Raw genomic sequence first — 24,189 nt, forward strand, 5'->3', positions numbered from 1 at the left:
GGGCTACCGCCGGGCCGCCATGGCGGCCCGGTACTGCTCGATCGAGATCTCGCCGGCCAGGAACCGCCGCTGCAGTTCTTCGCGGCTGCTGCCGGAAAGGCCGGTCACCGCGCCGGTCGCGGAAGCGGGTGCCGGTGCCGCCGTCCGGTCCGGCGCCGACGCAGCGCCCGGCCGGGCGTGCACGACCTCCTCGCGGATCACGGTTCCGCTGGACAGCCAGTCGACCCGCTCCCGGGTGAGGTAGGGGGCGTAGTAGACCGGCCCGCTCGCCAGGGCCTTCGGGCGGACCGTGCGCATGGGCCAGCGGCTCAGGCCCAGTTTCGCCATGCCGGCGCGGGCACGGCCCTCGTCGATCGCGTGTTCGACGAACGGGCTCGAGAACACCCGGACCCACTTGGCGCCGGCACCGCCGCCGATGTCGGGGCGCTCGTCGTAGTACCGCCTGGTGCCGAACAGGAACTCGCCGAGATAGACGACCTCGCCGGGCTCTACCGTGAAACGGGGCGCGTCGGGGCTCAGGGTGCCGTCCTCGCCGAGATAGACCAGCGGCGACCGGCCGCGCTTGCCGAACCGCGCTTCCTCGGCCGCCCGCTCGGCATTGGCCGCCGTTCCGAGAACCGCCAGGGACGCCAGGCCGACCAGCCCCATGGAGGCCGCCTGTCCGGCGCTGTCCCGGAAGTTGAGGTCCATGAACAGCCCGCTCTGCTGTGCCGGGACCAGCCCGGTCACCGCATATTCGCCGGGCCGGACCGTGAAGGCGGCGTAGCGCTCGTCGCGCTCGAGCATGCCGCCGAACTGCCGGAACGCCACCTCGTTGGTGCCGTCGGAGGGTTCCGGCCGGCCGGTCCGGGGGTCGAGCCGGTTCATGGCGACCGACCAGAAGATCGGGTCTTCTTCCTTGACCGATTCGAAGCCGAACAGGATGACGCCGTTGGAAGCGGCCGCGGCGCTTCCGTCGCCGGCCTGGGCCAGCTCGTTGCCGGCCGTCAGCTTCACGCACCCGCCCAGAAACAGGCCGAGCGCGAGCGCGTAGATCGCCCCGTGCATCGCAACATCCCCCGCATCCGCCGGGGCCGGACCGGCAGCCCGGCATGTCGGGTGATTGCCAGATTCCACCGATGGCTGCAACGCCGCGGTTCCGGACCTGCTCGTTCCCCTTCGGCACGAGACCGTGAACGGCGCGCGGGTTTCGCCTAGAGTGCGCGTCACCAGATACGCCAACGTTCGCTTTCGACCAGCAGGGGCCCCGTCATGGCACGCTACGACTACGACCTGATCACCATCGGCGCCGGTTCCGGCGGCGTGCGGGCCTCGCGGCTGGCCGGGCGCTATGGCGCCAAGGTCGCGGTGGTCGAGGAACTGCGGGTCGGCGGTACCTGCGTGCTGCGCGGCTGTGTGCCGAAGAAGCTGCTGGTCTACGGCTCGCACCTGCGCCACGAGATCGAGGACATGGCCGGCTACGGCTGGTCGGTCGAGGGCGTCAGCCACGACTGGGGGGCGATGATCGCGGCCAAGGAGAAGGAGCTCGATCGTCTTCACGGCATCTACATGAACCTGCTGAAGGGCGCCGGGAACACGGTGCTGGACGGCCGCGGCGTGGTGGTCGACCCGCACACCGTCGCGGTCGACGGCAAGCGCTACACCGCCGAGCGGATCCTGATCGCAACCGGCGGCTGGCCGACCCTGCCGGACGTGCCCGGCATCGAGCATGCCATCACCTCGAACGAGGCGCTGGACCTCACGGAACGGCCGCAGCGCGTCGCCATCGTCGGCAGCGGCTTCATCGCCGTCGAGTTCGCCGGCATCTTCCACGGCTTCGGCAGCGAGACCCACCTGATCTACCGGGCCGACAAGGTGCTGCGCGGGTTCGACGAGGACGTCCGCACGGCGCTGACCGCCGAGCTCGAGAAGAAGGGCATCAACCTGCTGCCGGAGACCCTGCCGACCCGGATCGAGAAGGCCGACGGCTGCTACGTCGTCCATCTCTCCGACGGCGAGACACTGGAGGTCGACGCGATCATGTACGCGACCGGCCGAGCGCCCAACACCAAGGGGCTCGGTCTGGCGGAGGCCGGCGTCGAGCTGACCGCCAACGGCGCGGTGAAGGTCGACGAATGGTCGCGCTCGTCGGTGCCGTCGATCTGGGCGATCGGCGACGTCACCGACCGCATCCAGCTCACCCCGGTTGCGCTGGCCGAGGGCCAGGCCTTCGCCGAGACCGAGTTCAACGGCAACCCGATCAGGCCGGACCACGACGACGTGCCGAGCGCGGTGTTCAGCCAGCCGCCGGTCGGCACGGTCGGCCTGACCGAGGCCCAGGCGCGCGAGAAGTACGGCGATCTGGACGTCTACGTGTCCGGCTTCCGGCCGATGAAGTACACGCTGACCCACAACACCGAACGCGGCTTCATGAAGCTGATCGTCGACCGCGGCAGCCAGCGCGTGGTCGGCGCCCACATGCTCGGCGTCGACGCCCCGGAGATCATCCAGGGCGTGGCGATCGCGGTGCGGATGGGCGCCACCAAGCGCGACTTCGATCGCACCATCGGCATCCACCCGACCGCGGCCGAGGAGTTCGTCACCATGCGCGAGAAGCGCCCCGAGCCGCAGCCGGGCCAGGAGGCGGCGGAGTAGGGGGCATAGCGCCCGTCGCCCCGTGGGTTCCGGGTCGCGCTCCGCTTGCCCGGAATGACGAGGATTTTGGAAAGGGTTGCTCGCCTTCTACTTCTCTCCGTCATTCCGGACCGGGCCGCCGGCGGCGGCACGGAGCCGGAACCTACAGAGCGACGGGCGTCCGCTTACCCCTTCACCTCGACCTCGATGAACACGATGTCGTGGTCGTCGTCGTTGATCACGTCGTGCTCGACGCCGAGCGGGCGGGAGTAGGCCTGGCCGGCGACCATCTCGGCGGCGACGTCGCCGTTGGCGGTGGCGATCTTCAGCTTGCCGCCCTGGATCGGCACCACGACGTACGGCATTTCGTGGCGGTGCCAGCTGGTGGCCCCGCCCTTCGGGATGCGCCATTCGGTGACCCGGACGCGCTCGTCGTCGACCTGAACGGTCGGGGTCGCCGGGAGGTATTCGGTGGCCATCTGCAAGACTCCGGTTGGCTGGTTCGGCTCGACGATGGCGCGGCCGACCGCTCGGTGCAACGGTCAACCCGGCCGGCACCGCCCGAATCGGCTGGAAGAGCCGCGGAGCGGCTGGTAGAACCGGCCGGTCCGATCCAGGAAACGCCCCGAACGGGGAGCACCGCAGGGAGGGTGCGATGATGCGCGAGTGGAGCCCGTCGAGCTGGCGTTCGAAGCCGATCCACCAGCAGCCGCAGTACCCGGACAGCGACCGGGTGCGGCAGGTCGAACAGACCCTGCAGAGCTTCCCGCCGCTGGTGTTCGCCGGCGAGGCGCAGCGCCTGCGCCACGCGCTGGGCGACGTCGCCGACGGCAAGGCGTTCCTGCTGCAGGGCGGCGACTGCGCCGAGAGCTTCGCCGAGTTCTCCGCCGACAACATCCGCGACACCTTCCGGGTGTTCCTGCAGATGGCGGTGGTGCTGACCTTCGGTGCGGCCTGCCCGATCGTGAAGGTCGGCCGGATGGCCGGGCAGTTCGCCAAGCCGCGCTCGTCCGACGTCGAGGCGATCGACGGCGTGACCCTGCCGAGCTACCGCGGCGACATGATCAACGCCATGGAGTTCACCGCCGACGCCCGCACGCCCGACCCGGACCGGCTGCTGCGCGTCTACAACCAGTCGGCGGCGACCCTGAACCTGCTGCGCGCCTTCGCCCAGGGCGGCTTCGCCAACCTGGAGGAGATCCATTCCTGGACCCTGTCGTTCCTGTCGGACGCCCCGCAGAACGACCGGTTCGAGCAGCTGGCGGCCCGCATCGAGGAATGCCTGGCGTTCATGCGGGCCTGCGGCCTGACCCCGGACAACGTCCAGCAGCTGCGCGAGACCGACTTCTACACCAGCCACGAGGCGCTGCTGCTCGGCTACGAGGAGTCGATGACCCGCAAGGACACCATCACCGACGACAAGGGCTGGTACAACACCGCCGCCCACATGGTGTGGATCGGCGACCGCACCCGCCAACTCGACGGGGCGCATGTCGAGTACTGCCGGGGCATCCACAACCCGATCGGCATGAAGTGCGGCCCCAGCCTCGATCCGGACGAGCTGATCCGGCTGATCGACACGCTGAACCCGAAGAACGACCCCGGTCGCCTCACCCTGATCGCCCGGTTCGGCTCGGACAAGGTCAAGGAGGCGCTGCCGAGGCTCATCCGGGCGGTCGAGCGCGAGGGCCGCAAGGTGATCTGGTCCTGCGACCCGATGCACGGCAATACGGTCAAGTCGTCCACCGGCTACAAGACCCGGCCGTTCGACCGGATCCTGTCGGAGGTGCGCAGCTTCTTCGAGGTGCACGAGGCCGAGGGCACCTATGCCGGCGGCGTGCACTTCGAGATGACCGGCCAGGACGTCACCGAATGCATCGGCGGCGCCACCCGGATCACCGAGCACGCGCTCGCCGACCGCTACCACACGCACTGCGATCCGCGCCTGAACGCCTCGCAGTCGCTGGAGCTGGCGTTTCTGATTGCCGACATGCTGCGGCGGCGGCGCACCGGGACCGCCGCCCCCCTGAAGGCGGCGTCCTGACGGCGATCCTCCGCGGCAGCGTTGCCCGGAGCGCATAACTCCTTCGCCGAGCGACCGTTGTCGGTTCGACGGACGTCGCGTTATCGTGCCGCGTGCAACGGCCGGAGCCGGCAATGAATGCGATAGATCGTGAGGCCGCCGTCCCAGACCCGGAGGAAAGCGCCGGAGAGGTCGAGTGGATGTCGACGACCCGCCACCCGACGGACGCGACGCTGTCCGGCTATGTGGACAAGTATTTCCTGCGGACCAAGGAGTGCGTGCGCCGGTTCGGCGACAAGCGCGTCACCTACGCGGTGTTCATGCGCCGGCCCGTCACCTGCGCGCCGCGCCTGGCGGTCGAGTGGATCGAGGCGATGGCGGCGGCCCGCGGCACCAGCGTCGACATCCAGCTGACCCACCGCGAGGGCGCCTGGGTCGGGGCCGGCGAGCCAATCCTGTACATCTCGGGTTCGCTGTTCCATCTGGTCGACCTCGAGACCCAGTACCTGCAGAAGCTCGGGGCCGCCTGCGTGGCGGCCTACAACGCCTACACCATGTGCGTGGAGCTGCCGGAGACCGCGTTCCTGGCGATGGACGCGCGGCACTGCGCCGGCACCGAGATGGCCGAGATCATGGCCTACGGCGCCAGCGTCGGCTCCGAGAAGGCCAAGAAGAAGGTCGGTGCCAAGGGCTTCATCGGCAATGCTTCCGACGCGACGGCGCACTACTTCGGCCAGCCGCGCGGCTACGGGACCATGCCGCACGCGCTGATCGGCTATGCCGGCTCGACGGTGCGGGCCGCCGAGATGTTCCACGACACCCACCCGTCCGAGAACCTGACGGTGCTGGTCGACTATTTCGGCCAGGAGATCACCGACTCCCTCGCGGTCTGCCGGAAGTTCCCGGAACTGGCGGCGGCCGGCCGGCTGGCGGTCCGCCTGGACACCCATGGCGGCCGTTACATCGAGGGGCTCGACATGGCGGAGTCGTACAGGGTCCTCGACCGCAACGCGCCCGAGGCGATCCGCGGCTACCGCTCGGAGGCCGAGCTGAAGTCGCTGATCGGCACCGGCGTGTCGGCGGCCGCGATCTGGCACACCCGCGAGCAGCTCGACCAGGCCGGCTATCCGGCGGTGCGGATCGTCGCGTCGTCCGGATTCGGGCCGGAGAAGTGCCGGGTGATGGCACTGGCCAAGGCGCCGGTGGACGTCATCGGCACCGGTTCCTATCTTCCCGAGAAGTGGAGCGAGACCTACGCGACGGCCGACATCATCGACTACGATGGCGAGGCCCGCGTGAAGGTCGGCCGGGAGTTTCTGCTGCGCGAAGGGGAGCGATGAGCCGCGATCGGGTTCTGATTCTCGTCCATCAGAGGCATTCCACACCGGGTCGGGTCGGCCAATTGCTCGAGGCGCGCGGCTACACGCTGGACCGCCGCTGTCCCTGCATCGAGCATCCCCTGCCGGCCGACCCGCGGGACTATGCCGCGGTGGTGGTGTTCGGCGGGCCGATGAGCGCGAACGACTGCGGCACCCTGGCCGGCATCCGGCACGAGATCGACTTCACCAAGCGGGTCCTGGACGCCGACGTGCCCTATCTCGGCATCTGTCTCGGCGGTCAGATCCTGGCCCGGGCACTCGGCGGCACGGTGGAGCCGCACCCGGAGGACCACGTCGAGATCGGCTACACCAGGGTCGAGCCGGTTCCCGGGGCCGAGTCACTGTTCGAGCACTCCCGGTTCTTCTTCCAGTGGCACCGCGAGGGGTTCGACGTGCCGCCGGGCGCCGAGCTGCTGGCCACCGGCACCAACTCGTTCCCGAACCAGGCGTTCCGGGTCGGCGACCGGACCTACGGGCTGCAGTTCCACCCCGAGATGACCTTGGAGATGATCCACCGCTGGAACATGGGCGGCGGGCATCGACTGAACGCGCCGGGGGCGCAGCCGAAGCGGGCCCACGTCAAGGGCTACGAGCTGTTCGACGCCGGAATCGAGCGCTGGACCAACGCGCTGTTCGACCGGATGGGGCTGCACGGGGTGCCGGTCCGGCACGCCGAAGCGGCGGAGTAGCCGCGCTCAGGCGGCCCGGGCGGCGCGCCCGGCCGGAAGCCTGAACGCCACGCTGGTCCCTTCGCCGACCTGGCTCTCGATCCGGATCTCCGCCCCGATCGCCTCGGCCAGAGAGCGCACGATGGCGAGCCCGAGGCCGACGCCGTCGCGGGGGGCGGCCGACGGGTCGGAACCCTGCACGAACGGCTTGGTGACCTCGTCGATCATCGCCGGCGGGATGCCGCAGCCGTCGTCCCGGACCGTCACCCAGACGCCGCCGCTGCGGTCCGGCTCCACCGCCACCTCGATCGAGCCGCCGCGCTCGGTGAACTTCGCCGCGTTGGTCAGCAGGTTGACCAGGATCTGCTTGACCGCCCGGCGGTCGCTGCGGACGACCGGCGCTTCGATGTCGCAGGTCTTGGCCAGCACGACGCCGCGCGCCTCGCAGCGCGGGGCCACCAGCATCATCGCCTCGTCCACGATGTCGGCGATGACCAGGCGTTCCTCGACCATCTCGATCCGGCCGGATTCGATCCGGGCCAGGTCCAGCAGGTCGTCGATCAGTTCCAGGAGGTGGCTGGCGCTGGTCCGGACGTCGCGCACGTACTCTGCGTAGCGCGGGTGGCCGACCGGTCCGAACACCTCGGCCTGCATGATCTCGCTGAACCCCATGATCGCGTTCAGGGGGGTCCGCAGGTCGTGGCTCATGTTGGCGAGGAAGCGCGACTTCGCCCGGTTCGCCGACTGCGCCTCGACCATGGCCTCGTGCAGGCGCTGGACGTACTCGTGCTCGCGGGTCACGTCGGTGCCGGTGCCGCGGTAGCCGAGGAAGTCGCCGTCCTCGTCGAACACCGGCCGGCCGCGCAGCGAGATCTGGCGATGGCCTGACGGCACGACGAACCGCACGCGCCGCCCGTGGATCGGCCTGCGGTTCCGGGTGTCCTCCTCGAGCGCGTGGAAGCCCGGGTCGCTGCGGTCGTAGAACGGCAGTTCCGCCCGGGTTCGGCCGACAAACGCAGCGGTCGGGAGGCCCGTGGATTCGGTGAACCGCTCCGACACGAAGGTGATGCGGCCGTCGGCGTCGGATTCCCACACCCAGTCCGACGCGATGTCGATGATGTCGCGGAACCGCCGCTCGCTCTCGGCCAGCGCGGCGTTGCTCTGGACGGTCTCGGTGGCGTCCGTGACCATCCCGGACCACAGGACCGTGCCGTCTTCCAGGCGGCGCGGAGAGGCCTGGGCGCGCAGCCATCGCTGCCCGGCCTCGGGGTGCCGGATCGGCAGCTTGGCGTGCCAGTCCTCGAGGCTGCGCGCCGAGGCGCGCAGGCTGTCCTCCAGACCGGCGCATTCGGCCACGCCGGTGATCTCCCGGACCGCCTCGCCCCAGTCGGCCGTGTAGCGTTCGGGGGCGAGCCCGGTCAGCTCGCGGATGCGCTCGCTCACATAGGTGCATTCGATCCGGTCGAGCGAATCGCGGCGGAGCTCGAAGATCGCACCGGGGATCGTCTTGGCCAGCGCCGCGAGCGTCGCCTCGGCGGAGCGCTCGCGGGTGACGTCCTCGTACAGCGTGACCAGGCCGCCGTCCGGCGTCGCGATGTCGTGGTAGCGGAGGGTCCGGTTGCCGAACGACAGGAACTCGCCGGTCGCCGGGCGTTCGCGGTGGCGGCTGTCGTGACCGACCGGGTCGGGGCGGGCTGCGCTGCCGCGGGCCTGCCTGGCGCGCTCCAGGAGAACGTCGAACCGCAGCTTCCCGTCGAACGGCGCCACCTCGGCGAACATCTCGCGGAACCGGGCGTTGGCGAGCACCAGCCGATCGTCGGCATCCCACACCGCCACGCCGATCCGGGTCTGCCCGAGCGCGAAGGCGAGGCGGCCCCACACCTCGTCGCCGTCACCGGCGCCGAGCAACAGGGAAGCGATAGGCGACGGTGTCGTCGTCAATTCGGACAGGCTCGTTTCGGTTGTTCAACGGCGCAGCATGCCACGCTACCCGTTAACGGTCCGTCAAGCCTGATCTTCGCGCTTCACGAACCTATGAGGCGGCCAGCGAGCCGGCGAGGTATTCGATCGCGGCATCGACGCCGCCTGCCCCGTGCGGAATGCCCTGCCGCTTGAGCTGGAGCTCGACGGTCGCCAGGCAACCCAGGATCATCGGCTCGTTCAGGTCGCCGAGGTGGCCGATCCGGAACACCTTGCCGTTGAGCCGCGAGAGACCGCCGCCGAGCGCCACGTTGGTTTCGGACAGGACCTTGCCGCGGAACGCGTTGGCGTCGAAGCCGGCCGGCATCTGCACGGCGGTCACCGAGTTCGACAGCGCCGCCTCGTCCTTGCCGAACAGGGTCGGGCCGTTGCCGCGGCCCCAGGCCCGCACCGCCCGTCGGGTCGCCTCGGCCAGCCGGGCGTGCCGCGCGAACACGTTGTCCAGGCCTTCCTCCAGCAGCAGGCGCAGGCCTTCGCGCATGGCGAAGAACAGGTGGCTGGGGGCGGTGCCGGCGAACCGCAGGCGGCCGTGGTCGCCGGTTTTGATCTCGTTCCAGTCGTAGTACTTGCGCGGCAGCTTCGCGGTCCTGGTCGCCTCGAGCGCCTTCTCGCTGGCGGCCGAGATGCCGAGCCCGACCGGCAGCATCAGCCCCTTCTGGGAGCCGGCGACCGCCACGTCAACGCCCCACTCGTCCATCCGGAAGTCCATCGAGGCCAGCGACGAGATGGTGTCGACGATCAGCAGTGCCGGATGCCCGGCGGCCCGGATCGCCGCGCCGATGCCGGCGACGTCGTGGGTCATGCCGGTCGATGTCTCGTTGTGGACGACGGCCACCGCCTTGATGGTGCCGGCGGTGTCGGCCCGCAGCCGCTCCTCGACCCGGTTGGGGTCGGTCGCCCGGTCCCAGGGGTTCGCCAGAACCTCGACGGTCAGGCCGAAGGCCTTGCACATGTCCGCCCAGGACTCCGAGAACCGGCCGGTCTCGCACATCAGCACGGTGTCGCCCGGCGAGCAGATGTTGGTCATCGCCGCTTCCCACGAGCCGTGGCCCGAGGAGGCGTAGATCATCACCTCGCCGTCGGTCTTCATGACCTTCTTCAGGTTGTCGCGGCACTCGACCTGGATCTCCCAGAACTCCGGGGTCATGAAGTCGAGGGCCGGCCGGTGCATGGCCTGCAGGATGCGGTCCGGGATGTTGGTCGGACCGGGGATGTTCAGGAACTGGCGTCCGGCGAGACGGCTCATCGGCTTACTCCATCCCCTCGATCAGCATGGAGCGGCTGACCGCGGCGCGGTGCCGGATGGCCAGCGGCCCGGCGTATTCCGGCGAGCGGTACCAGGCCCTGGCCTGCTCCAGGCTCGGGAACCGCAGGACCACGACGCGGCCGAGCGGCGGCTCGCCCTCCAGGGTCTCCACGACGCCGCCGCGCGCCAGGTACTCGCCGCCGTACTGGGCGATGGTGGCCGGCACCTGGGCCTTGTACTCCTCGTAGGCGACCGGATCCTTCACGTCGACCTGCGCGACGACATAGGCGTATGGCATGGCGTTCTCCCGGGGGCGTCCTGGTCTGGGCAGGCATCCTGGCCGATATCCGCGGCGGCGTGGGATGAAAAACTCTCATCCGCGCATGAGCTTGATTAGGGGGTGGCGGCGGGTGGGTCCCGGCTCGCCGCTCCACGTCGGCCGGGATGACGTCGGTACGGAGGTCTACCGCCACCCTCCCTGTCGTCATCCCGGGCAAGCGCAGCGCGACCCGGGACCCACCCGCCGCTTCGGCCCCCGCCGCCTACTCCGGCGCCTCGCCGATGTGACGGGCGAAGGCGGCGCGGACGGTCTCGCTCATCTTCTCGATGTTGCGCTGCAGGCTCGGGAAGTCGACGGCCCGGCCGGTGCGGGCGAGCCGGCGCTTCAGCGCCTCGGGCGCGGTCTCCGGGTCGAAGTCGCGCCCGACGGTGAGCCGCAGCAGGCCCTGCAGGTTGCGCCAGATCCGGGTCGCTGCCGCCAGGAACCGGGCCTCCTCGTCGTCCAGCACGCCGGCGGCGCCGAGCCGGCGGAACGCCTCGGCGGTGTTGCCGTCCAGCACCGCCGGGTGGCGGTGCGCCTCGCGCAGCTGCAGGTACTGGGCGATGAACTCCAGGTCCAGCAGGCCGCCGCGCCAGTGCTTGACCTCCCACGGGCTGGACGAGCGGTGCTGCTTGGCGGTGCGCGTCCGCATCGCCTGGACCGCGGCCAGCAGCTCGCCGGGATCGCGCTCGGCGGTCAGGATCGAGCGGACGGTCCCGTCGATCCGGGCCCGCAGAGCGGGCGTCCCGGCGACCACCCGGCCGCGGGTCAGCGCCATGTGCTCGAAGATCCAGGCGTCGTGGGTGTAGTAGTGCTCGAAAGTGTCCAGCCCGATCGCCAGCGGCCCCTTGTTGCCGGTCGGCCGCAGCCGCATGTCGATCTCGTACAGCGCGCCCTCGGCGGTCTTGGCCGACAGAGCGGCCAGCAGGCGCTGGCTGAGGCGGATGTTGTAGGCCGAGGTCATCAGCGGCTTGGGGCCGTCCGACTCGCGGTCCAGCGGGGTGTCGTAGACGAACACCAGGTCCAGGTCGGAGCCGTGGGTCAGCTCGCGGCCGCCGTACTTGCCGAGCGCCAGCACCGCGATCGCCGGCGAGCCGGCGTCGGGGAGCCGGCCGTGGCGCTCCGCGAACTCGTCCTCCACCACCGGCAGCAGCGACCGGATGGTGGCGTCGGCGATGTCGGAGAAGGTCTCGCCGGCGTGGTCGGCGTCGAGATGCGCCTGGATGATCTGCACGCCGACCTGGAACCGCCGGTCGCCGGTCCAGCGCCGCGCGGTGTCGAGCGCAACCTCGTAGTCCTCGACGACCGCGAGATGACTGTCGAGCTCGGCGGCCAGCGCGTCGGCGTCGGGCAGCGGGCGCATCACGTCGTGGGTCAGCACGCCCTCGAACAGCGCCGGCTCGCGGCCGAGCTGCGAGGCCAGCGACGGCGCCATGCCGAGGATCTCGGCCATCACCTCGATCAGCGCCGGGTTGGCGTGGAACAGGCTGAAGATCTGGACCCCGGCCGGCAGTGCCTCCAGGAACCGGTCGAACCGGCGGAACGCCTGGTCGGGCTGCGGCATCCGGCCGAGCGCGTCCAGCAGCGCCGGGGTCAGCTCGGTCAGCAGCTGGCGCGACCGCTCGCTGCGGGTTGCGCGGGTGTGGCCGCGGTGCCAGTCGCGGACGGTCTCGGCGACCGCGCCCGGGTCCTCGAAGCCGAGGCCGGCGAGCGTGGCCACGGTCTCCGGGTCGTTGTCGGTGCCGGTGAACACCAGGCTCCCGGCCTCGCGTGTCGGAATGGACAAGGCGGGGGCCTCCTCGAACAGCCGGGCGTAGTGGTAGGCGACCGTGTGCAGGTGGTGCGCGAGATCGCCGCGAAAGCCCTTGGGGTCCTCGTAGCCGAGGAAGGCCGCGAAGCGGTCCAACTCGGCCGGGTCGTCCGGCAGGATCTGGGTCTGCTTGTCGTCGACCATCTGCAGCCGGTGCTCGACCTTGCGCAGGAACCGGTAGGCCAGCTTCAGCGTGCCGGCGACCTCGCCGCGCACCCGGCCGGCGTCGACCAGCGCGGCCAGGGCGTCCTCGGTCCCGCGCACCCTGAGGCGGGCGTCGCGGCCGCCCCAGATCAGCTGCTGGGTCTGGGCGAAGAACTCGATCTCGCGGATGCCGCCGCGGCCGAGCTTGACGTTCTGGCCCTCGGCCTTGATCGCGATGCCCTTCTTGTGGGCCGCGATCTGCCGCTTGATCGAGTGCACGTCCTGGATCGCCGCGAAGTCCAGGTGCCGGCGCCACACGAACGGCCTGAGCGCGCGCAGGAAGGCGTCGGCCGACTCCGGGTCGCTGGCGACCGGCCGGGCCTTGATCATCGCCGCCCGCTCCCAGTTCTGCCCCATGCTCTCGTAGTAGGTTTCGGCCGCGGTCATCGAGACCGCCGGGGGCGTCGAGTTGGGGTCGGGGCGCAGCCGCAGGTCGGTGCGGAACACGTAGCCGTCGGCGGAGCGCTCCTCCATCAGCTTGACCATCGTGCGGGTGGCGTTGACGAAGGCCTGCCGCAGCTCCCAGTGCTCGGCATAGGCCGGCAGGGCGTCGTCGTAGAGCACGATCAGGTCGATGTCGCTGGAGTAGTTGAGCTCCCGCGCGCCCATCTTGCCCATCGCCAGGCAGACCAGTCCGGAGCCGAGCAGCGGGTCCTCGGCGTCCGGGTCGAGCGGCAGCTTGTTGCGCCGGATCTGCTCCAGCAGGGCGTGCCGCCAGGACACCTCGAGGCCGCGGTCGGCGGCGCCGGTGATGGCGTCGGTGACCTGGATCAGGTTCCACTGGTTGGCGATGTCGGCGAGCGCGATGGTGACCGCGGCGCGGCGCTTGGCGACCCGCAGGGCCTTCATGATCGCGTCGGCGCCGTCGCGCGGATCGATCGCCGCGAAGTCCGACCAGACCCGGGCGATGGCGGCGTCGACCCCGTCGCGGAACGCGCCGACCACGAACGCCTGCTCGCGCAGCATCTCGCGGGTCAGGTAGGGGGAATGCGCCACGATACCCTCGACGAGGGCGCGGGTGCCGGCGTCCTCCAGGGCGGCCAGGGCGGCGTCGCGGTCCTCGGAACCGGACAGTTCCGCGGCGCGTTCCTGCCAGCGTTCGAGGCCGACGCGAACGGCGTTCGGGTCGGTCGGGACCGGAGGCGTCCGGGGCTGCAGTTTGAAGCTCAACTCGGTCTCGGCGCGCTGGTTCGAAGTCGGTTGGAGAGTGAGGAGTTCCGCGCGCCCGGGTCAAGCCGGAGCGTCGCACGGTCGCGCTCGGCGGGCGTCGTAGGCGGAGGAGGAACGTGCTATCAGGGCAGACCGCCCAACGACCCGCCAACGGGGTTCGCTACCCGTGATCCATCGCGTCGCCGTCGTCTGCCTGGAGGTCCTGCTGGCGCTGGTCGTCGGCCTGGTGCTGGCCGTCCTGGTCCTGGTATGGCGGCTGTCGGAAGGTCCGATCGTGCTCGACGGGCTGCGGCCCTATGTCGAGACGATGCTGAGCCCGCCGGGGATCGGCTTCCGGACCGAGGTGGGCGGCACGCAGGTCGCGTGGAGCGGCTGGAACCATGCCCTCGATCTGGTCGCGCAGGATGTCCGGCTGGTCGAGCCGGACGGCACCGAAAGCGTCCGGATCGACCGGGTGGCGGTCGCCCTCAGTCCGAAGGCGCTGCTGGCCGGGCGGCTGGCGCCGAAGCGGATCGACGTTCTGGACCCCCGGATCGTCGTGACCAGGACCGCCGAAGGCGGCTGGCGGCTGGTTCCGGAAGCCGCGGAGCAGGCCGAGGACGCAGGGGAGTTCGACCTGGCGCGCCTGTTGCGGGCGTTCTCCGGCGCCGAGCCCGGCGGTCCGCTGTCGGACTTGCTGGAGATCGACGTGTCGGGCGCCGACGTCCGGCTGATCGACGATCGGCGGGGCTACGCGATCGAGGCGAACGAGGTCTCCATGGCCCTGCTGCGAACCCGCGAGGGCCTCGCGTTCCACGGCGACGGGACCGTGCTGTGGGACGGCGGCGCCCGAACCCCGCTGGAGGTCCACGGCGGCTACCAGCGCGAGGCCGGGCGGCTCCGCGTGGAGGCCCTGGTGCGCCGGTTGCCGGTGGCGGCGCTGGCCTCCCTGGATCCGACGCTGGCCGCGCTGGGCGGCGTGGCGGTGCCGGTCAGCGGCACGATCCGGGCGGAGTCCGGGATATCCGGCGAGGGGCTGTCGGCCTCGGCGGAGATCGAGGTCGGTGCCGGGACCGTGACGGTCCCGGGCCTGCTCGACCGGCCGGTCGATGTCGCCGGGGCGTCGGTGTCCGGGGTTCTCAAGCCGGGTCTCGACGGTGCCGAGCTCGAGCTGAAGCTGGATCTCGGCGGGCCGACCCTCGAGGTCGGGGCGGTGGCGGTTCGGAGCGGTTCCGGCTACGGGGTGACGGTCGACGGGACCGCGCAGTCGGTGCCGGTCGACGACCTGAAGCGCTACTGGCCCGAGACGGTCGGCGAAGCGGCGCGCGAATGGGTCACCGGCAATCTCCTGGACGGCACCGTGCCGCGCGCGACCGTCCGGGCGGCCGGCTGGCTGGACCCTGCCGACCCCGGCACGACGCGCCTCGACGAACTCGGCGGGCGCATCGACTTCAGCGGCGTGACCACCCACTACTTCCGGCCGCTGCCGCCGGCGACCGGCGTGCACGGCGTCGCCGAGTACGACGCCCGGAGCTTCGACATCGCGATCGCCGGCGGTCGTCTCGGGCGGCTGGAGATCGACCCCTCGATCGTCAGGATCCGCGATCTGGACACCGACAACGAGAAGGCGGCGATCGACGTCGCCGCCCGCGGCCCGGTGCTCGACGCCCTTAAGGTCATCGATCACGAGCCGCTCGGCTATCCGACCAGGCTCGGGCTGAAGCTCGACGGGGTCGCCGGGCAGGCCGGCGTCCGGCTGCGGTTCGAGCTGCCGCTGATCAAGGATCTGAAGATCGAGCAGGTCAAGCTGGCGGCCGCGGCCAACCTCGCCGATGTCGACCTTCCCGAGGTGGTCGCCGGGCACGACCTGCGGGACGCCGACCTGACGCTCGACCTGAACGGCGCCGGCATGAAGCTGAACGGCACCGGGACGGTCCTGGGGACCAGGGCCGAGGTGTCGCTCGACCAGCGCTTCCACAAGCGCGGGGCCTACACCAGCCGCAGCCGTATCCGGACCATGGCCGACCGCGAGCGGCTGGCCGCCTTCGGCCTCGACCTCGGCGACCGGATCGGCGGGCAGGCGGCGGTCGACGCCCAGGTCGAGGTGCGCCCCGACGGCGCGGAGACGGTCACCATCACGGCGGATCTGCAGGACACCCGGCTGACCGTCGACGAACTCGGCTGGGAGAAGCCCGCCGGTTCCAGCGGCATCCTGCGGGCCAGGCTGGGGATGCGCGACGGCAATCCGGTCTCGGTCGACGCCTTCGACATGAAGGCCGGCGACATGGCGGCGCTGGCGACCGCGGCGCTCGGGCCCGGCGGCGTGCCGCAGGTCATCGACTTCGAGCGCCTGAAGATCGGCAGGACCGACGCGGCCGGGCGGGTCGAGCGCATCGGGCCCGGCGACTGGCGGGTGGCGTTGCGGGGCAGCGTCATCGACCTGTCGCCGATCGTCGACCCGGAGCAGGACGAGACTGCCGCCGACCGGGCGGCGACCACCCCGGACGAGCCGGACGGTACCCAGACGCTCGATCTCAGGGTCGCCGCCGACACCCTGATGGTCACCCGCAAGGCCCCGGTGACGCGGGCCACCCTGGCGGTCCGGCGGGTCGGCAAGCGCATCGAGTCGCTCGACCTGCGCGGGCGCGTGGGAGAGGGCTACGCGACCGTGACGGTCCTGCCGGTGGACGGCGAGCGGCGGCTGACCCTGCGGGCCGAGGATGCCGGCGAGTTCCTGAGTGCCTTCGACATCGTCGAGACGATCCGTGGCGGGCGGCTCGGCGTCGACGGCGTGGTGAACGGCGACGGGCTGACCGACGACCTCGCGATGACCGCCCGGATCGACGAATACCGCGTGGTCAACGCCCCGGTGCTGGCCCAGGTCCTGTCGGTGGCGTCGTTCACCGGGCTGGCCGACACGCTGCGCGGCGACGGCATCCGGTTCAGCCGCCTGCGGGTCGATCTGAGCATGACGCCGGAGCGCATCGAGGCGCGTAACGGCATCGCCTACGGACCCGGTCTCGGCCTCAAGGTCGAGGGGGCATACGACCGCACCTCGGAGCTGATCGACTTCGTCGGCCTGCTCGCCCCGGCGTACTCGCTGTCCCGGCTGATCGACAAGATCCCGGTGTTCGGCCAGCTGCTGACCGGCGGCGAGGGCGAGGGCCTGCTGGCCACCGAGTTCCGGGTCCGCGGCAAGATCGACGATCCGCAGGTCGCGGTGAATCCGCTGACCGCGCTCGCCCCCGGCTTCCTGCGCGAGTTGGTGTCGACCGCCGAGCGCCCGGCCGACGCCCCGGTCGTCGAGCCGCCGCCCCCGCCGGCGGCGCAACCCGGGCAGCGCGAGGACCGCGGGCGGTAGCCGGTTTCCGGCGCGCCCGCGGCGGCGTCAGCCCGCCTTGACCAGGGCGTGCCGCTTGCGGCCGGCCGACAGCTTGATCACGCCGTCGCCGTCCAGGTCGGCCTCGCCGAGCGTGGCGTTCTCGTCGCCGACCGGCTGGTCGTTGACCCGGGCGCCGCCGCCGCGGATCAGCCGGCGGGCCTCGCCGTTCGAGGCGGCCAGGCCGGAGCGGCGCAATGCCTCGACCACCGGCAGGCCGGCGGCCAACTCGGCACGCGGCACCTCGACGCTCGGCAGGCCCTCGGCGGTCTGGCCGGCCTCGAAGGTCTGGCGCGCGGTCTCGGCGGCCTCGTCGGCGGCGGCCCGGCCGTGGCACAGCGCCGTCACCTCGGTCGCCAGGATCTTCTTGGCCTCGTTGATCTCGGCGCCGCCCAGCGCCTCCAGCCGGGCGATCTCGTCCAGCGGCAGCTCGGTGAACAGCTTCAGGAACCGGCCGACGTCGGCGTCCTCGGTGTTCCGCCAGAACTGCCAGAAGTCGTAGGAGCTGAGGCGATCGGCGTTCAGCCACACCGCACCCTGGGCGGTCTTGCCCATCTTGGCGCCGGACGAGGTGGTGATCAGCGGCGAGGTCAGGCCGTAGATGGTCTGCTGGTCGACCCGGCGGGTCAGCTCGACGCCGTTGACGATGTTGCCCCACTGGTCCGAGCCGCCCATCTGCAGCACGCAGCCGTAGCGCCGGCGCAGCTCCAGGAAGTCGTAGGCCTGCAGGATCATGTAGTTGAACTCGAGGAAGCTCAGCGGCTGCTCGCGCTCGAGCCGCAGCTTCACCGAGTCGAAGCTGAGCATCCGGTTGACCGAGAAATGCGCGCCGTAGTCGCGCAGGAACGGGATGTACTGCAGCCGGTCGAGCCACTCGGCATTGTCGACCATGACCGCGTCGGTCGGCCCGTCGCCGAAGGTCAGGTACTTGTCGAACACCTGGAAGATGCCGGCCTTGTTGCGCTCGATGTCCTCGACCGACAACAGTTTGCGGCTCTCGTCGCGGCCCGACGGATCGCCGATCTTGGTGGTGCCGCCGCCCATCAGCACGATCGGCTTGTGGCCGGTCTTCTGCATCCAGCGCTGCAGCATGATCTGCAGCAGCGAGCCGATGTGCAGGCTGTCGGCGGTGCAGTCGTAGCCGATATAGCCGGTGACCATCTTGGACGCGAACTCGGCGTCCAGCCCCTCGAGGTCGGTGCACTGGTGGAAGAAGCCGCGATCGACGATCGTCTTCAGGAACTCGGAGCGGGGCGCGGTCATGGTTCGGGTCCGTCGGCTGGTCCGTGCGCAGGGCGTCGGGATGTAGCACAGCCGCCGCTTGCCAGTCGACTGCCGGCGGGGGATTGTCCCGCCATGACGGACAATTCCCTGTTTGTCGCCATCGGCCTGATGAGCGGCACCTCGATGGACGGCATCGACGCCGCGGTGATCCGAACCGATGGCGCGCTGGTGGTCGAGGCCGGCGCCGCCCTGACGGTTCCCTACGACGAGGGGTTCCGGGCGCGCCTGCGGTCGGTGCTGGGCGAGCGCGGCGACGTCGCCGGGGTCGAGGCCGAGCTGACCTGCCGGCACGCCGACGCCGTGCGGCGGCTGATGGAAGAGGCCGGGCTGTCGGTGGCCGAGGTCGACCTGGTCGGTTTTCACGGCCACACCATCCGGCACGAGCCGGACAAGGGCATCACCCGCCAGATCGGCGACGGCGCCCGGCTGGCGGCGGCGCTCGGGATCGCGGTGGTGGACCGGCTGCGCTACGCCGACGTGGCGGCCGGCGGCGAGGGCGCGCCGCTGGCCCCGGCCTATCACCGGGCGCTGGCCGGCGGGCTGGAACGGCCGCTGGCAGTGCTGAACCTGGGCGGGGTCGGCAACGTCACCTGGATCGGGCCGGGCGAGGACGACCTGCTGGCGTTCGACACCGGTCCGGCGAACGCGCTGCTGGACGACTGGTGCCGGCGCACCGTCGGTACCGAATGCGACCTCGACGGCCGGCTGGCAGCGTCCGGCCGGGTCGACCCGGACCGGCTGGCCGGGTTGCTGGAGCATGGCTACTTCGCGCGGCGGCCGCCGAAGTCGCTGGACCGCGACGAGTTCGCTGCGATCGCGGCGACCGGGACCGAGGGCCTGTCGCCGGCCGACGGCGCGGCGCTGCTGGCGGCGTTCACGGTCGGTTCGGTCGGCCGGGCGCTGGACTGGCTGCCGGAGCCGCCGCGGCGCTGGATCGTGTGCGGCGGCGGCCGGCGCAACCCGGTGCTGATGGCCGGGCTGCGCGACCGTCTCGGCGTGCCGGTGGACGACGCCGGCGCCCATGGCTGGGACGGCGACGCGCTGGAGGCGCAGGCCTTCGCCTACCTGGCGGTGCGCAGCCGGCTCGGCCTGCCGATCAGCTTCCCGGGCACGACCCGGGCGCCGCGCCCGCTGACCGGCGGCCGCTTGAATCCCGCTTCCTGAGGGAAGGCCTTACGCGCTTTCCTTCTCGTGCGCTTCGACCGACTTGTCGACGTAGCCGCCGATGATGTCCGACAGCTGGTCGATCTGCTGGCCGAAGAAGTGGTTGGCACCCTTGATCACCGAGTGGGTGATGGTGATGCCGCGCTGGGCCGACAGCTTGTCGACCAGCTTCTTCACCGACTCCGGCGGCACGATGTCGTCCTGGTCGCCCTGCACCACCAGGCCGGAGGCCGGGCAGGGGGCGAGGAACGAGAAGTCGAACATGTTGGCCGGCGGGGCGACCGACACGAAGCCGGTGATCTCCGGCCGGCGCATCAGCAGCTGCATGCCGATCCAGGCGCCGAACGAGAAGCCGGCGATCCAGCAGAACCTGGCGTTCGGGTTGTAGGTCTGCAGCCAGTCGAGCGCGGTCGCCGCGTCCGACAGCTCGCCTTCGCCGCCGGTGTAGCTGCCCTGGGAGCGCCCGACGCCGCGGAAATTGAAGCGCAGGGTCGAGAAGCCGCGGGCGACGAAGGTCTGGTACATGGCGTACACGACCTTGTTGTTCATCGTCCCGCCGTGCTGCGGATGCGGGTGCAGCATCAGCGCGATCGGCGCGTTCGGCTCTTGCGCGTGCAGGTAGCGTCCCTCGATGCGACCTTCGGGACCGTTGATGATGACCTCGGGCATGGCCTCCTCGTGACCGAACTCGGCGCAGGGGGAGCACATAGCGCGTCGAGTGTCGATTTGTCGATTCCGATGAAATTTTGTGGCAGGTCGTGGCAAGTCAAGAGAACGGTCGCAGACGGCCGGGCACGGCAGGACGATGAGCGGTTCCACATACCTCGACCACAACGCCACCAGCCCGATCCGACCGGCGGCGCTGGAGGCCATGACCGAGGCGGCCCGGGCGGTCGGCAACCCGTCGTCGGTGCACGCGGCCGGGCGGGCGGCGCGCGGGCGGCTGGAGGCGGCCCGGCGGCAGGTCGCGGCCCTGCTCGACCGGCCGGCCGAGCAGGTGGTGTTCACGTCGGGTGGCACCGAGGCGGACGCCCTGGCGGTCCGCGGCTGCGGTCGGTCGCGGCTGCTGGTGTCGGCGATCGAACACGACGCGGTGCTGGCGGCGGCCGAAGGGGCCGAGCGGATCGCCGTCGATGCCGAGGGCCGGCTCGACCTCGCCGACCTGGAGCGGCGGCTGGCGGCGAGCGAAGAGCCTGCCCTGGTGTCGGTCATGTGGGTGAACAACGAGACCGGCGTGATCCAGCCGGTGGCCGAGGCCATCCGCCTGGCTCACGCCGCCGGCGCGCTGGTCCATGTCGACGCGGTCCAGGGCGCCGGCAAGCTGGACCCGGCGGTGCTGGGCGGGGCCGACCTGATCGCGCTGTCGGCGCACAAGCTCGGCGGCCCGATGGGCAGCGGCGCCCTGCTGGTCCGGCCGGAGGTCGCGCTGCGGGCGGTCGCCGTCGGCGGCGGGCAGGAGCGCGGGCGCCGCTCCGGGACCGAGAACCTGCCCGGCATCGCCGGCTTCGGCGCCGCCGCCGCGGCGGTGCTGGCCGACGGGCGGCGGGAACTGGAGCGGGCCCGGTCCCTGCGCGACCGGCTGGAGGCGGCGGTGCCGGGGATCGCCCCAGAGGCGCGGGTGTTCGGTGCCGGCGCCGAGCGGATCGCCACGACCTGCCTCGGGCTGCCCGGCGTCCCTGCCGAGACCCAGGTCATGGCGCTCGACCTCGCCGGGGTGGCGGTCAGCGCCGGATCCGCCTGCTCGTCCGGCAAGGTGAAGCGCTCGCACGTGCTCGCGGCCATGCTGGGCGACGACCCGCTGGCCGGTCAGGCGATCCGCGTCAGCCTCGGCTGGACCACGACCGAGGCCGACATCGACCGCTTCCTGGCCACCTGGCGGTCCATGCGTGACCGCTTGTCGCTGGCCGTCCGACACGACCCGCCTCCCAGCTTGAAGGAGTCCCGATGACCGCTTCCGCCGACCTCGTCCCCGCCGGCTCGTTCTGCGGCCGGCTGATCGCCGCCTGTCCCGATTCCTGGACCGCCTACACCCGGCATCCGTTCGTCGCCGGCATGGCCGACGGGTCGCTGCCGGAGCCGGCGTTCCGGCACTACCTGGCGCAGGACTACCTGTTCCTGATCCACTTCGCGCGGGCCTACGCGCTGGCCGCCCACAAGGCCGACACCCTGGACGACATGCGTTACGCGGCCGGAACGCTGTCGGCCCTGATCGATACCGAAATGAAACTGCATGTCCAGTACTGCGCCGGCTGGGGTATGACCGAGGCCGAGATGGCGGCGGTGCCGGAGGATCCCGCCTGCGTCGCCTACACCCGTTTCGTGCTGGACCGCGGCCACGCCGGCGACCTGCTGGACCTGTACGCCGCCCTGGCGCCCTGCGTGGTCGGCTACGGGGTGATCGGCGAGCGGCTGGCCGCCGACCCGGCCACCCTGCGCGGCGAGGCCAACCCCTACGAGGCCTGGATCGCCGTGTACGCCGGCGAGGACTACCGCGAGGTGGTGCGCAACTCGATCGCGCAGATGGACCGGCTGGCGGTCCGGCGCGGTGGCGACGCCCGGTTCGACGATCTGGCCTGCACCTTCCGGCAGGCGACCGACCTCGAAGTCGGGTTCTGGCAGATGGGCCTGGACGCGGCCGGACGGTAACTGACGGCGCGGTTGCTTGCGCCGGCCACCCTCGCGGCCCTATATCCCGCCCATGACGACAGGTGCCCCCGATCTCGATCTCGGCCTCCCCGGTCCGCGCAGTGGCCGGCGCGTGGTCGTGGCCATGTCAGGCGGCGTCGACAGCTCGGTGACCGCGGCGCTGCTGAAGGAGGCCGGCTACGACGTGGTCGGCATCACCCTGCAGCTGTACGACCACGGCGCGGCGGTGGCGCGCAAGGGGGCCTGCTGCGCCGGCTCCGACATCCACGACGCCCGGACGGTGGCCGAGCGCATCGGCATCCCGCACTACGTGCTCGACTACGAGAGCCGGTTCCGCGAGAGCGTGGTCGACGACTTCGCCGACAGCTACTTGCGCGGCGAGACCCCGATCCCCTGCGTGCGCTGCAACCAGACCGTCAAGTTCCGCGACTTGGCAGCGACCGCGCGCGACCTCGGCGCCGAGGCGCTGGCAACCGGCCACTACGTGCGCCGGGTCGTCGGGCCGGACGGACCGGAACTGCACCGCGCCGCCGACCCGGCCAAGGACCAGAGCTACTTCCTGTTCGCCACCACGCCGGAGCAGCTCGGCTTCCTGCGGTTCCCGCTCGGCGGCATGGACAAGGACGCGACCCGGGCCGAGGCCCGCCGCCTCGGCCTCGCCGTGCAGGACAAGCCGGACAGCCAGGACATCTGCTTCGTGCCGAACGGCAACTACGCCGAGGTGGTGCGCAGGCTGCGGCCGGGGGCGGTCGATCCGGGCGAGATCGTGCACCTGGACGGGTCCGTGCTCGGCCGGCACGACGGCATCATCGGCTACACCATCGGCCAGCGCCGCGGCCTCGGCATCGGCGGGCGGCGCCGAGCGGGTGGGGGCGGTCCCGAGGGCGAGGCCGATACCGACCCGCTCTACGTGGTCCGCCTGGAGCCCGAGACGCGACGCGTGGTGGTCGGCCCGCGCGAGGCGCTGGCGGCGGCGACCGTGCTGGCGAGCGAAGTCAACTGGCTCGGCGGCGGCGACGGCATCCCGGCCGAAGGCGGGCGGGTGCTGGTCAAGCTGCGCTCGACCCAGCCGCCGGCCGCGGCGACCGTGTGGCCGGCCGGTGGCGGCCGCGCGGCGATCGTGCTCGACGAGCCACAGTACGGTGTGTCGGCCGGGCAGGCCGCGGTGCTGTACGCGCCGCAGGGCAGCCGGGTGCTCGGCGGCGGCTGGATCCGCGGGATCGAGTCGTCGGCGCCGGGGCTCGCGCCGGCGAGGGCCGGGCGTGCCTGACCCCGTGTCGAAGCTGGACGCGCCGGGAACCGAGGCGTCGTGGCGGGAGCCGACCGACGACGAGATCGAGGAGGCCGCGGGCTGGATCGTTTCCGGCGACCTGTCGGGCCGCTTCGGCCACGGCCTGACCGAGATGTTCGTGGTCGACGACGGGCGGCAGCTTCCCGAGGCCAAGCTGCAGGTGCTGTACGCGTACTGGCAGGAGCTGTTCGCGAAGCACGACGGTCGTCCGTCGCGGGAGCATGTCGACGTTCTGGCGATCCTGCCGGCGGCGGGCAACGTGCTGCTGCTCGATTCGTTGCGCGACGGCTTCGACGCGCGGTACCGGGTGTACGGCTCGGGGATCGCCAACTACGCGGGGCGCGACTGGACCGGTGCGACGGTCTCGGAGATGAACGCGGTCACCCGTACCTCGCTCTCGCTGATGTACCGGGCCTGCTACAGGGCGGTGTACCGCGCCCGTTTCGCCCTGTTCACGCAGCACGTCTCGCCGTCCTGGCTTTCCGCCCGGTCGTGGCGACGGCTCATCCTGCCGCTGTTCGCAGGTGACGGAGCCTGCTCGGGCTTTCTGGTCGGCAACATCCCGGTCGACGTCCGACCGCTCGACGACACCCAGCAGGCGCTGCAGAAGAGCATTCTCGGCGGGACGGCAAAGGCTTAGGCGCCCGCGGATCGGCCGGACCGCGGTCTCGCCACCAATGCGGTCTCTCCACCAATGCGAGCCCGCCGCGAGGGCGGGGCCGGGCCGGGCGTGCCGTCGCCGGTGGCGCTCCGGGAAGCCCGACACCCGCCGCGGGATCGGCTCCTGGTACATCGGTTTCGGAGCACCCGCGGTTCCCGCCGGAACCTCGCCTGCGGGCCGGCAGCTGCGGCCCCGTCTCGGGGGCGGCGGTGCCGGGAAGCCCGCCGCGAACGGCCGGGTCCGCGGCCGTTCGCGGCGCAGCGGTTCGGGGCGGACGGCCCGGCGTTCGATTTCGCAGTCGCGGTAAGGATTTGAGTTCCAAGAGATTTGCGACGTGGCTCGGCGTGCTGCCTGTGCGGGCCCCGGGATCTTC

18 protein-coding genes are annotated in these 24,189 nt (G+C 71.5%); 10 read left to right on the forward strand and 8 right to left on the reverse strand.

From position 1 onward, the window contains the following. Positions 1–3 precede the first annotated feature (3 nt). Positions 4–1,047, reverse strand: coding sequence for a hypothetical protein (locus IE246_RS24580; RefSeq protein ID WP_189994713.1), 1,044 nt, complete (start codon positions 1,045–1,047; stop codon positions 4–6). 204 nt (positions 1,048–1,251) lie between these two features. Between IE246_RS24580 and gor the strand changes: the two genes are divergently transcribed. After that, entirely contained in the window at positions 1,252–2,634 is a 1,383-nt protein-coding gene (gene gor / locus IE246_RS24585) for a glutathione-disulfide reductase (protein ID WP_189994715.1), read from the forward strand. 164 nt (positions 2,635–2,798) lie between these two features. On the opposite strand, the gene IE246_RS24590 is transcribed toward gor, so the two are convergent. Then, positions 2,799–3,092 (reverse strand): cupin domain-containing protein, encoded by a 294-nt coding sequence (locus tag IE246_RS24590; RefSeq protein WP_189994717.1) that lies wholly within the window; start codon positions 3,090–3,092, stop codon positions 2,799–2,801. 176 nt (positions 3,093–3,268) lie between these two features. Here IE246_RS24590 and IE246_RS24595 point away from each other — a divergent pair, with 176 nt between their 5' ends. The 3 genes from IE246_RS24595 to IE246_RS24605 all read left to right on the forward strand — a co-directional run bounded on the left by IE246_RS24595 (position 3,269) and on the right by IE246_RS24605 (position 6,704). Beyond that, on the forward strand, positions 3,269–4,657 hold the full coding sequence (locus IE246_RS24595) for a class II 3-deoxy-7-phosphoheptulonate synthase (protein ID WP_189994719.1): 1,389 nt from the start codon (positions 3,269–3,271) through the stop codon (positions 4,655–4,657). Between the two features lie 179 nt (positions 4,658–4,836). After that, entirely contained in the window at positions 4,837–5,976 is a 1,140-nt protein-coding gene (locus tag IE246_RS24600; RefSeq protein ID WP_189994721.1) for a beta/alpha barrel domain-containing protein, read from the forward strand. A 62-nt stretch (positions 5,977–6,038) separates the two neighbouring features. Next, entirely contained in the window at positions 6,039–6,704 is a 666-nt protein-coding gene (locus IE246_RS24605; protein WP_229837478.1) for a glutamine amidotransferase-related protein, read from the forward strand. A gap of 6 nt (positions 6,705–6,710) precedes the next feature. On the opposite strand, the gene IE246_RS24610 is transcribed toward IE246_RS24605, so the two are convergent. The 4 genes from IE246_RS24610 to IE246_RS24625 form a co-directional block, all read right to left on the reverse strand. Further along, on the reverse strand, positions 6,711–8,624 hold the full coding sequence (locus IE246_RS24610) for a sensor histidine kinase (protein ID WP_189994725.1): 1,914 nt from the start codon (positions 8,622–8,624) through the stop codon (positions 6,711–6,713). 91 nt (positions 8,625–8,715) lie between these two features. Next, positions 8,716–9,909 carry a pyridoxal-phosphate-dependent aminotransferase family protein gene (locus IE246_RS24615; protein ID WP_189994726.1) on the reverse strand — a complete coding sequence of 398 codons (1,194 nt, stop codon included), beginning with the start codon at positions 9,907–9,909 and terminating at the stop codon, positions 8,716–8,718. Between the two features lie 4 nt (positions 9,910–9,913). Beyond that, positions 9,914–10,207, reverse strand: a complete 294-nt coding sequence (locus IE246_RS24620) for a DUF1330 domain-containing protein (RefSeq protein ID WP_189994728.1) — start codon at positions 10,205–10,207, stop codon at positions 9,914–9,916. 244 nt (positions 10,208–10,451) lie between these two features. Continuing rightward, positions 10,452–13,412 carry a bifunctional [glutamine synthetase] adenylyltransferase/[glutamine synthetase]-adenylyl-L-tyrosine phosphorylase gene (locus IE246_RS24625; RefSeq protein WP_189994730.1) on the reverse strand — a complete coding sequence of 987 codons (2,961 nt, stop codon included), beginning with the start codon at positions 13,410–13,412 and terminating at the stop codon, positions 10,452–10,454. Between the two features lie 166 nt (positions 13,413–13,578). Between IE246_RS24625 and IE246_RS24630 the strand changes: the two genes are divergently transcribed. Then, entirely contained in the window at positions 13,579–16,752 is a 3,174-nt protein-coding gene (locus tag IE246_RS24630; RefSeq protein ID WP_189994732.1) for a YhdP family protein, read from the forward strand. 27 nt (positions 16,753–16,779) lie between these two features. Here IE246_RS24630 and tyrS read toward each other — a convergent pair whose 3' ends face one another. After that, a complete protein-coding gene (tyrS, locus tag IE246_RS24635) occupies positions 16,780–18,033 on the reverse strand; it encodes a tyrosine--tRNA ligase (RefSeq protein WP_189994734.1) in 1,254 nt (417 codons plus the stop codon). 93 nt (positions 18,034–18,126) lie between these two features. On the opposite strand from tyrS, the gene IE246_RS24640 reads away from it, so the two are divergent. Beyond that, positions 18,127–19,218, forward strand: a complete 1,092-nt coding sequence (locus IE246_RS24640) for an anhydro-N-acetylmuramic acid kinase (protein WP_189994736.1) — start codon at positions 18,127–18,129, stop codon at positions 19,216–19,218. Between the two features lie 9 nt (positions 19,219–19,227). Here the strand turns inward: IE246_RS24640 and IE246_RS24645 are convergent, their stop codons facing one another. After that, on the reverse strand, positions 19,228–19,887 hold the full coding sequence (locus IE246_RS24645) for an alpha/beta hydrolase (protein ID WP_189994738.1): 660 nt from the start codon (positions 19,885–19,887) through the stop codon (positions 19,228–19,230). 136 nt (positions 19,888–20,023) lie between these two features. Between IE246_RS24645 and IE246_RS24650 the strand changes: the two genes are divergently transcribed. From IE246_RS24650 to IE246_RS24665, 4 genes are read left to right on the forward strand one after another with little or no spacing between them, the layout of a single operon-like run. After that, on the forward strand, positions 20,024–21,166 hold the full coding sequence (locus tag IE246_RS24650; protein ID WP_189994740.1) for a cysteine desulfurase family protein: 1,143 nt from the start codon (positions 20,024–20,026) through the stop codon (positions 21,164–21,166). Further along, on the forward strand, positions 21,163–21,864 hold the full coding sequence (tenA, locus tag IE246_RS24655) for a thiaminase II (protein WP_189994741.1): 702 nt from the start codon (positions 21,163–21,165) through the stop codon (positions 21,862–21,864). The genes IE246_RS24650 and tenA overlap by 4 nt, the downstream gene beginning before the upstream one ends. Positions 21,865–21,916: 52 nt before the next feature. After that, entirely contained in the window at positions 21,917–23,134 is a 1,218-nt protein-coding gene (gene mnmA / locus IE246_RS24660) for a tRNA 2-thiouridine(34) synthase MnmA (protein WP_189994744.1), read from the forward strand. Further along, on the forward strand, positions 23,127–23,795 hold the full coding sequence (locus IE246_RS24665) for a PAS domain-containing protein (protein ID WP_189994745.1): 669 nt from the start codon (positions 23,127–23,129) through the stop codon (positions 23,793–23,795). The genes mnmA and IE246_RS24665 overlap by 8 nt, the downstream gene beginning before the upstream one ends. Positions 23,796–24,189: the final 394 nt, after the last annotated feature.

The sequence above is a fragment of the Thalassobaculum fulvum genome (assembly GCF_014652915.1).
Lineage (GTDB): Bacteria > Pseudomonadota > Alphaproteobacteria > Thalassobaculales > Thalassobaculaceae > Thalassobaculum_A > Thalassobaculum_A fulvum.

Bases quoted from the DNA above. Each gene is read 5' to 3' on its own strand.
- IE246_RS24615 (WP_189994726.1), bottom strand. From the start codon at position 9,909: ATGAGCCGTCTCGCCGGACGCCAGTTCCTGAACATCCCCGGTCCGACC.
- IE246_RS24650 (WP_189994740.1), top strand. From the start codon at position 20,024: ATGAGCGGTTCCACATACCTCGACCACAACGCCACCAGCCCGATCCGA.
- IE246_RS24595 (WP_189994719.1), top strand. From the start codon at position 3,269: ATGATGCGCGAGTGGAGCCCGTCGAGCTGGCGTTCGAAGCCGATCCAC.
- IE246_RS24620 (WP_189994728.1), bottom strand. From the start codon at position 10,207: ATGCCATACGCCTATGTCGTCGCGCAGGTCGACGTGAAGGATCCGGTC.
- tyrS (WP_189994734.1), bottom strand. From the start codon at position 18,033: ATGACCGCGCCCCGCTCCGAGTTCCTGAAGACGATCGTCGATCGCGGC.
- IE246_RS24580 (WP_189994713.1), bottom strand. From the start codon at position 1,047: ATGCACGGGGCGATCTACGCGCTCGCGCTCGGCCTGTTTCTGGGCGGG.
- IE246_RS24590 (WP_189994717.1), bottom strand. From the start codon at position 3,092: ATGGCCACCGAATACCTCCCGGCGACCCCGACCGTTCAGGTCGACGAC.
- IE246_RS24645 (WP_189994738.1), bottom strand. From the start codon at position 19,887: ATGCCCGAGGTCATCATCAACGGTCCCGAAGGTCGCATCGAGGGACGC.
- gor (WP_189994715.1), top strand. From the start codon at position 1,252: ATGGCACGCTACGACTACGACCTGATCACCATCGGCGCCGGTTCCGGC.
- tenA (WP_189994741.1), top strand. From the start codon at position 21,163: ATGACCGCTTCCGCCGACCTCGTCCCCGCCGGCTCGTTCTGCGGCCGG.
- IE246_RS24640 (WP_189994736.1), top strand. From the start codon at position 18,127: ATGACGGACAATTCCCTGTTTGTCGCCATCGGCCTGATGAGCGGCACC.
- mnmA (WP_189994744.1), top strand. From the start codon at position 21,917: ATGACGACAGGTGCCCCCGATCTCGATCTCGGCCTCCCCGGTCCGCGC.
- IE246_RS24600 (WP_189994721.1), top strand. From the start codon at position 4,837: ATGTCGACGACCCGCCACCCGACGGACGCGACGCTGTCCGGCTATGTG.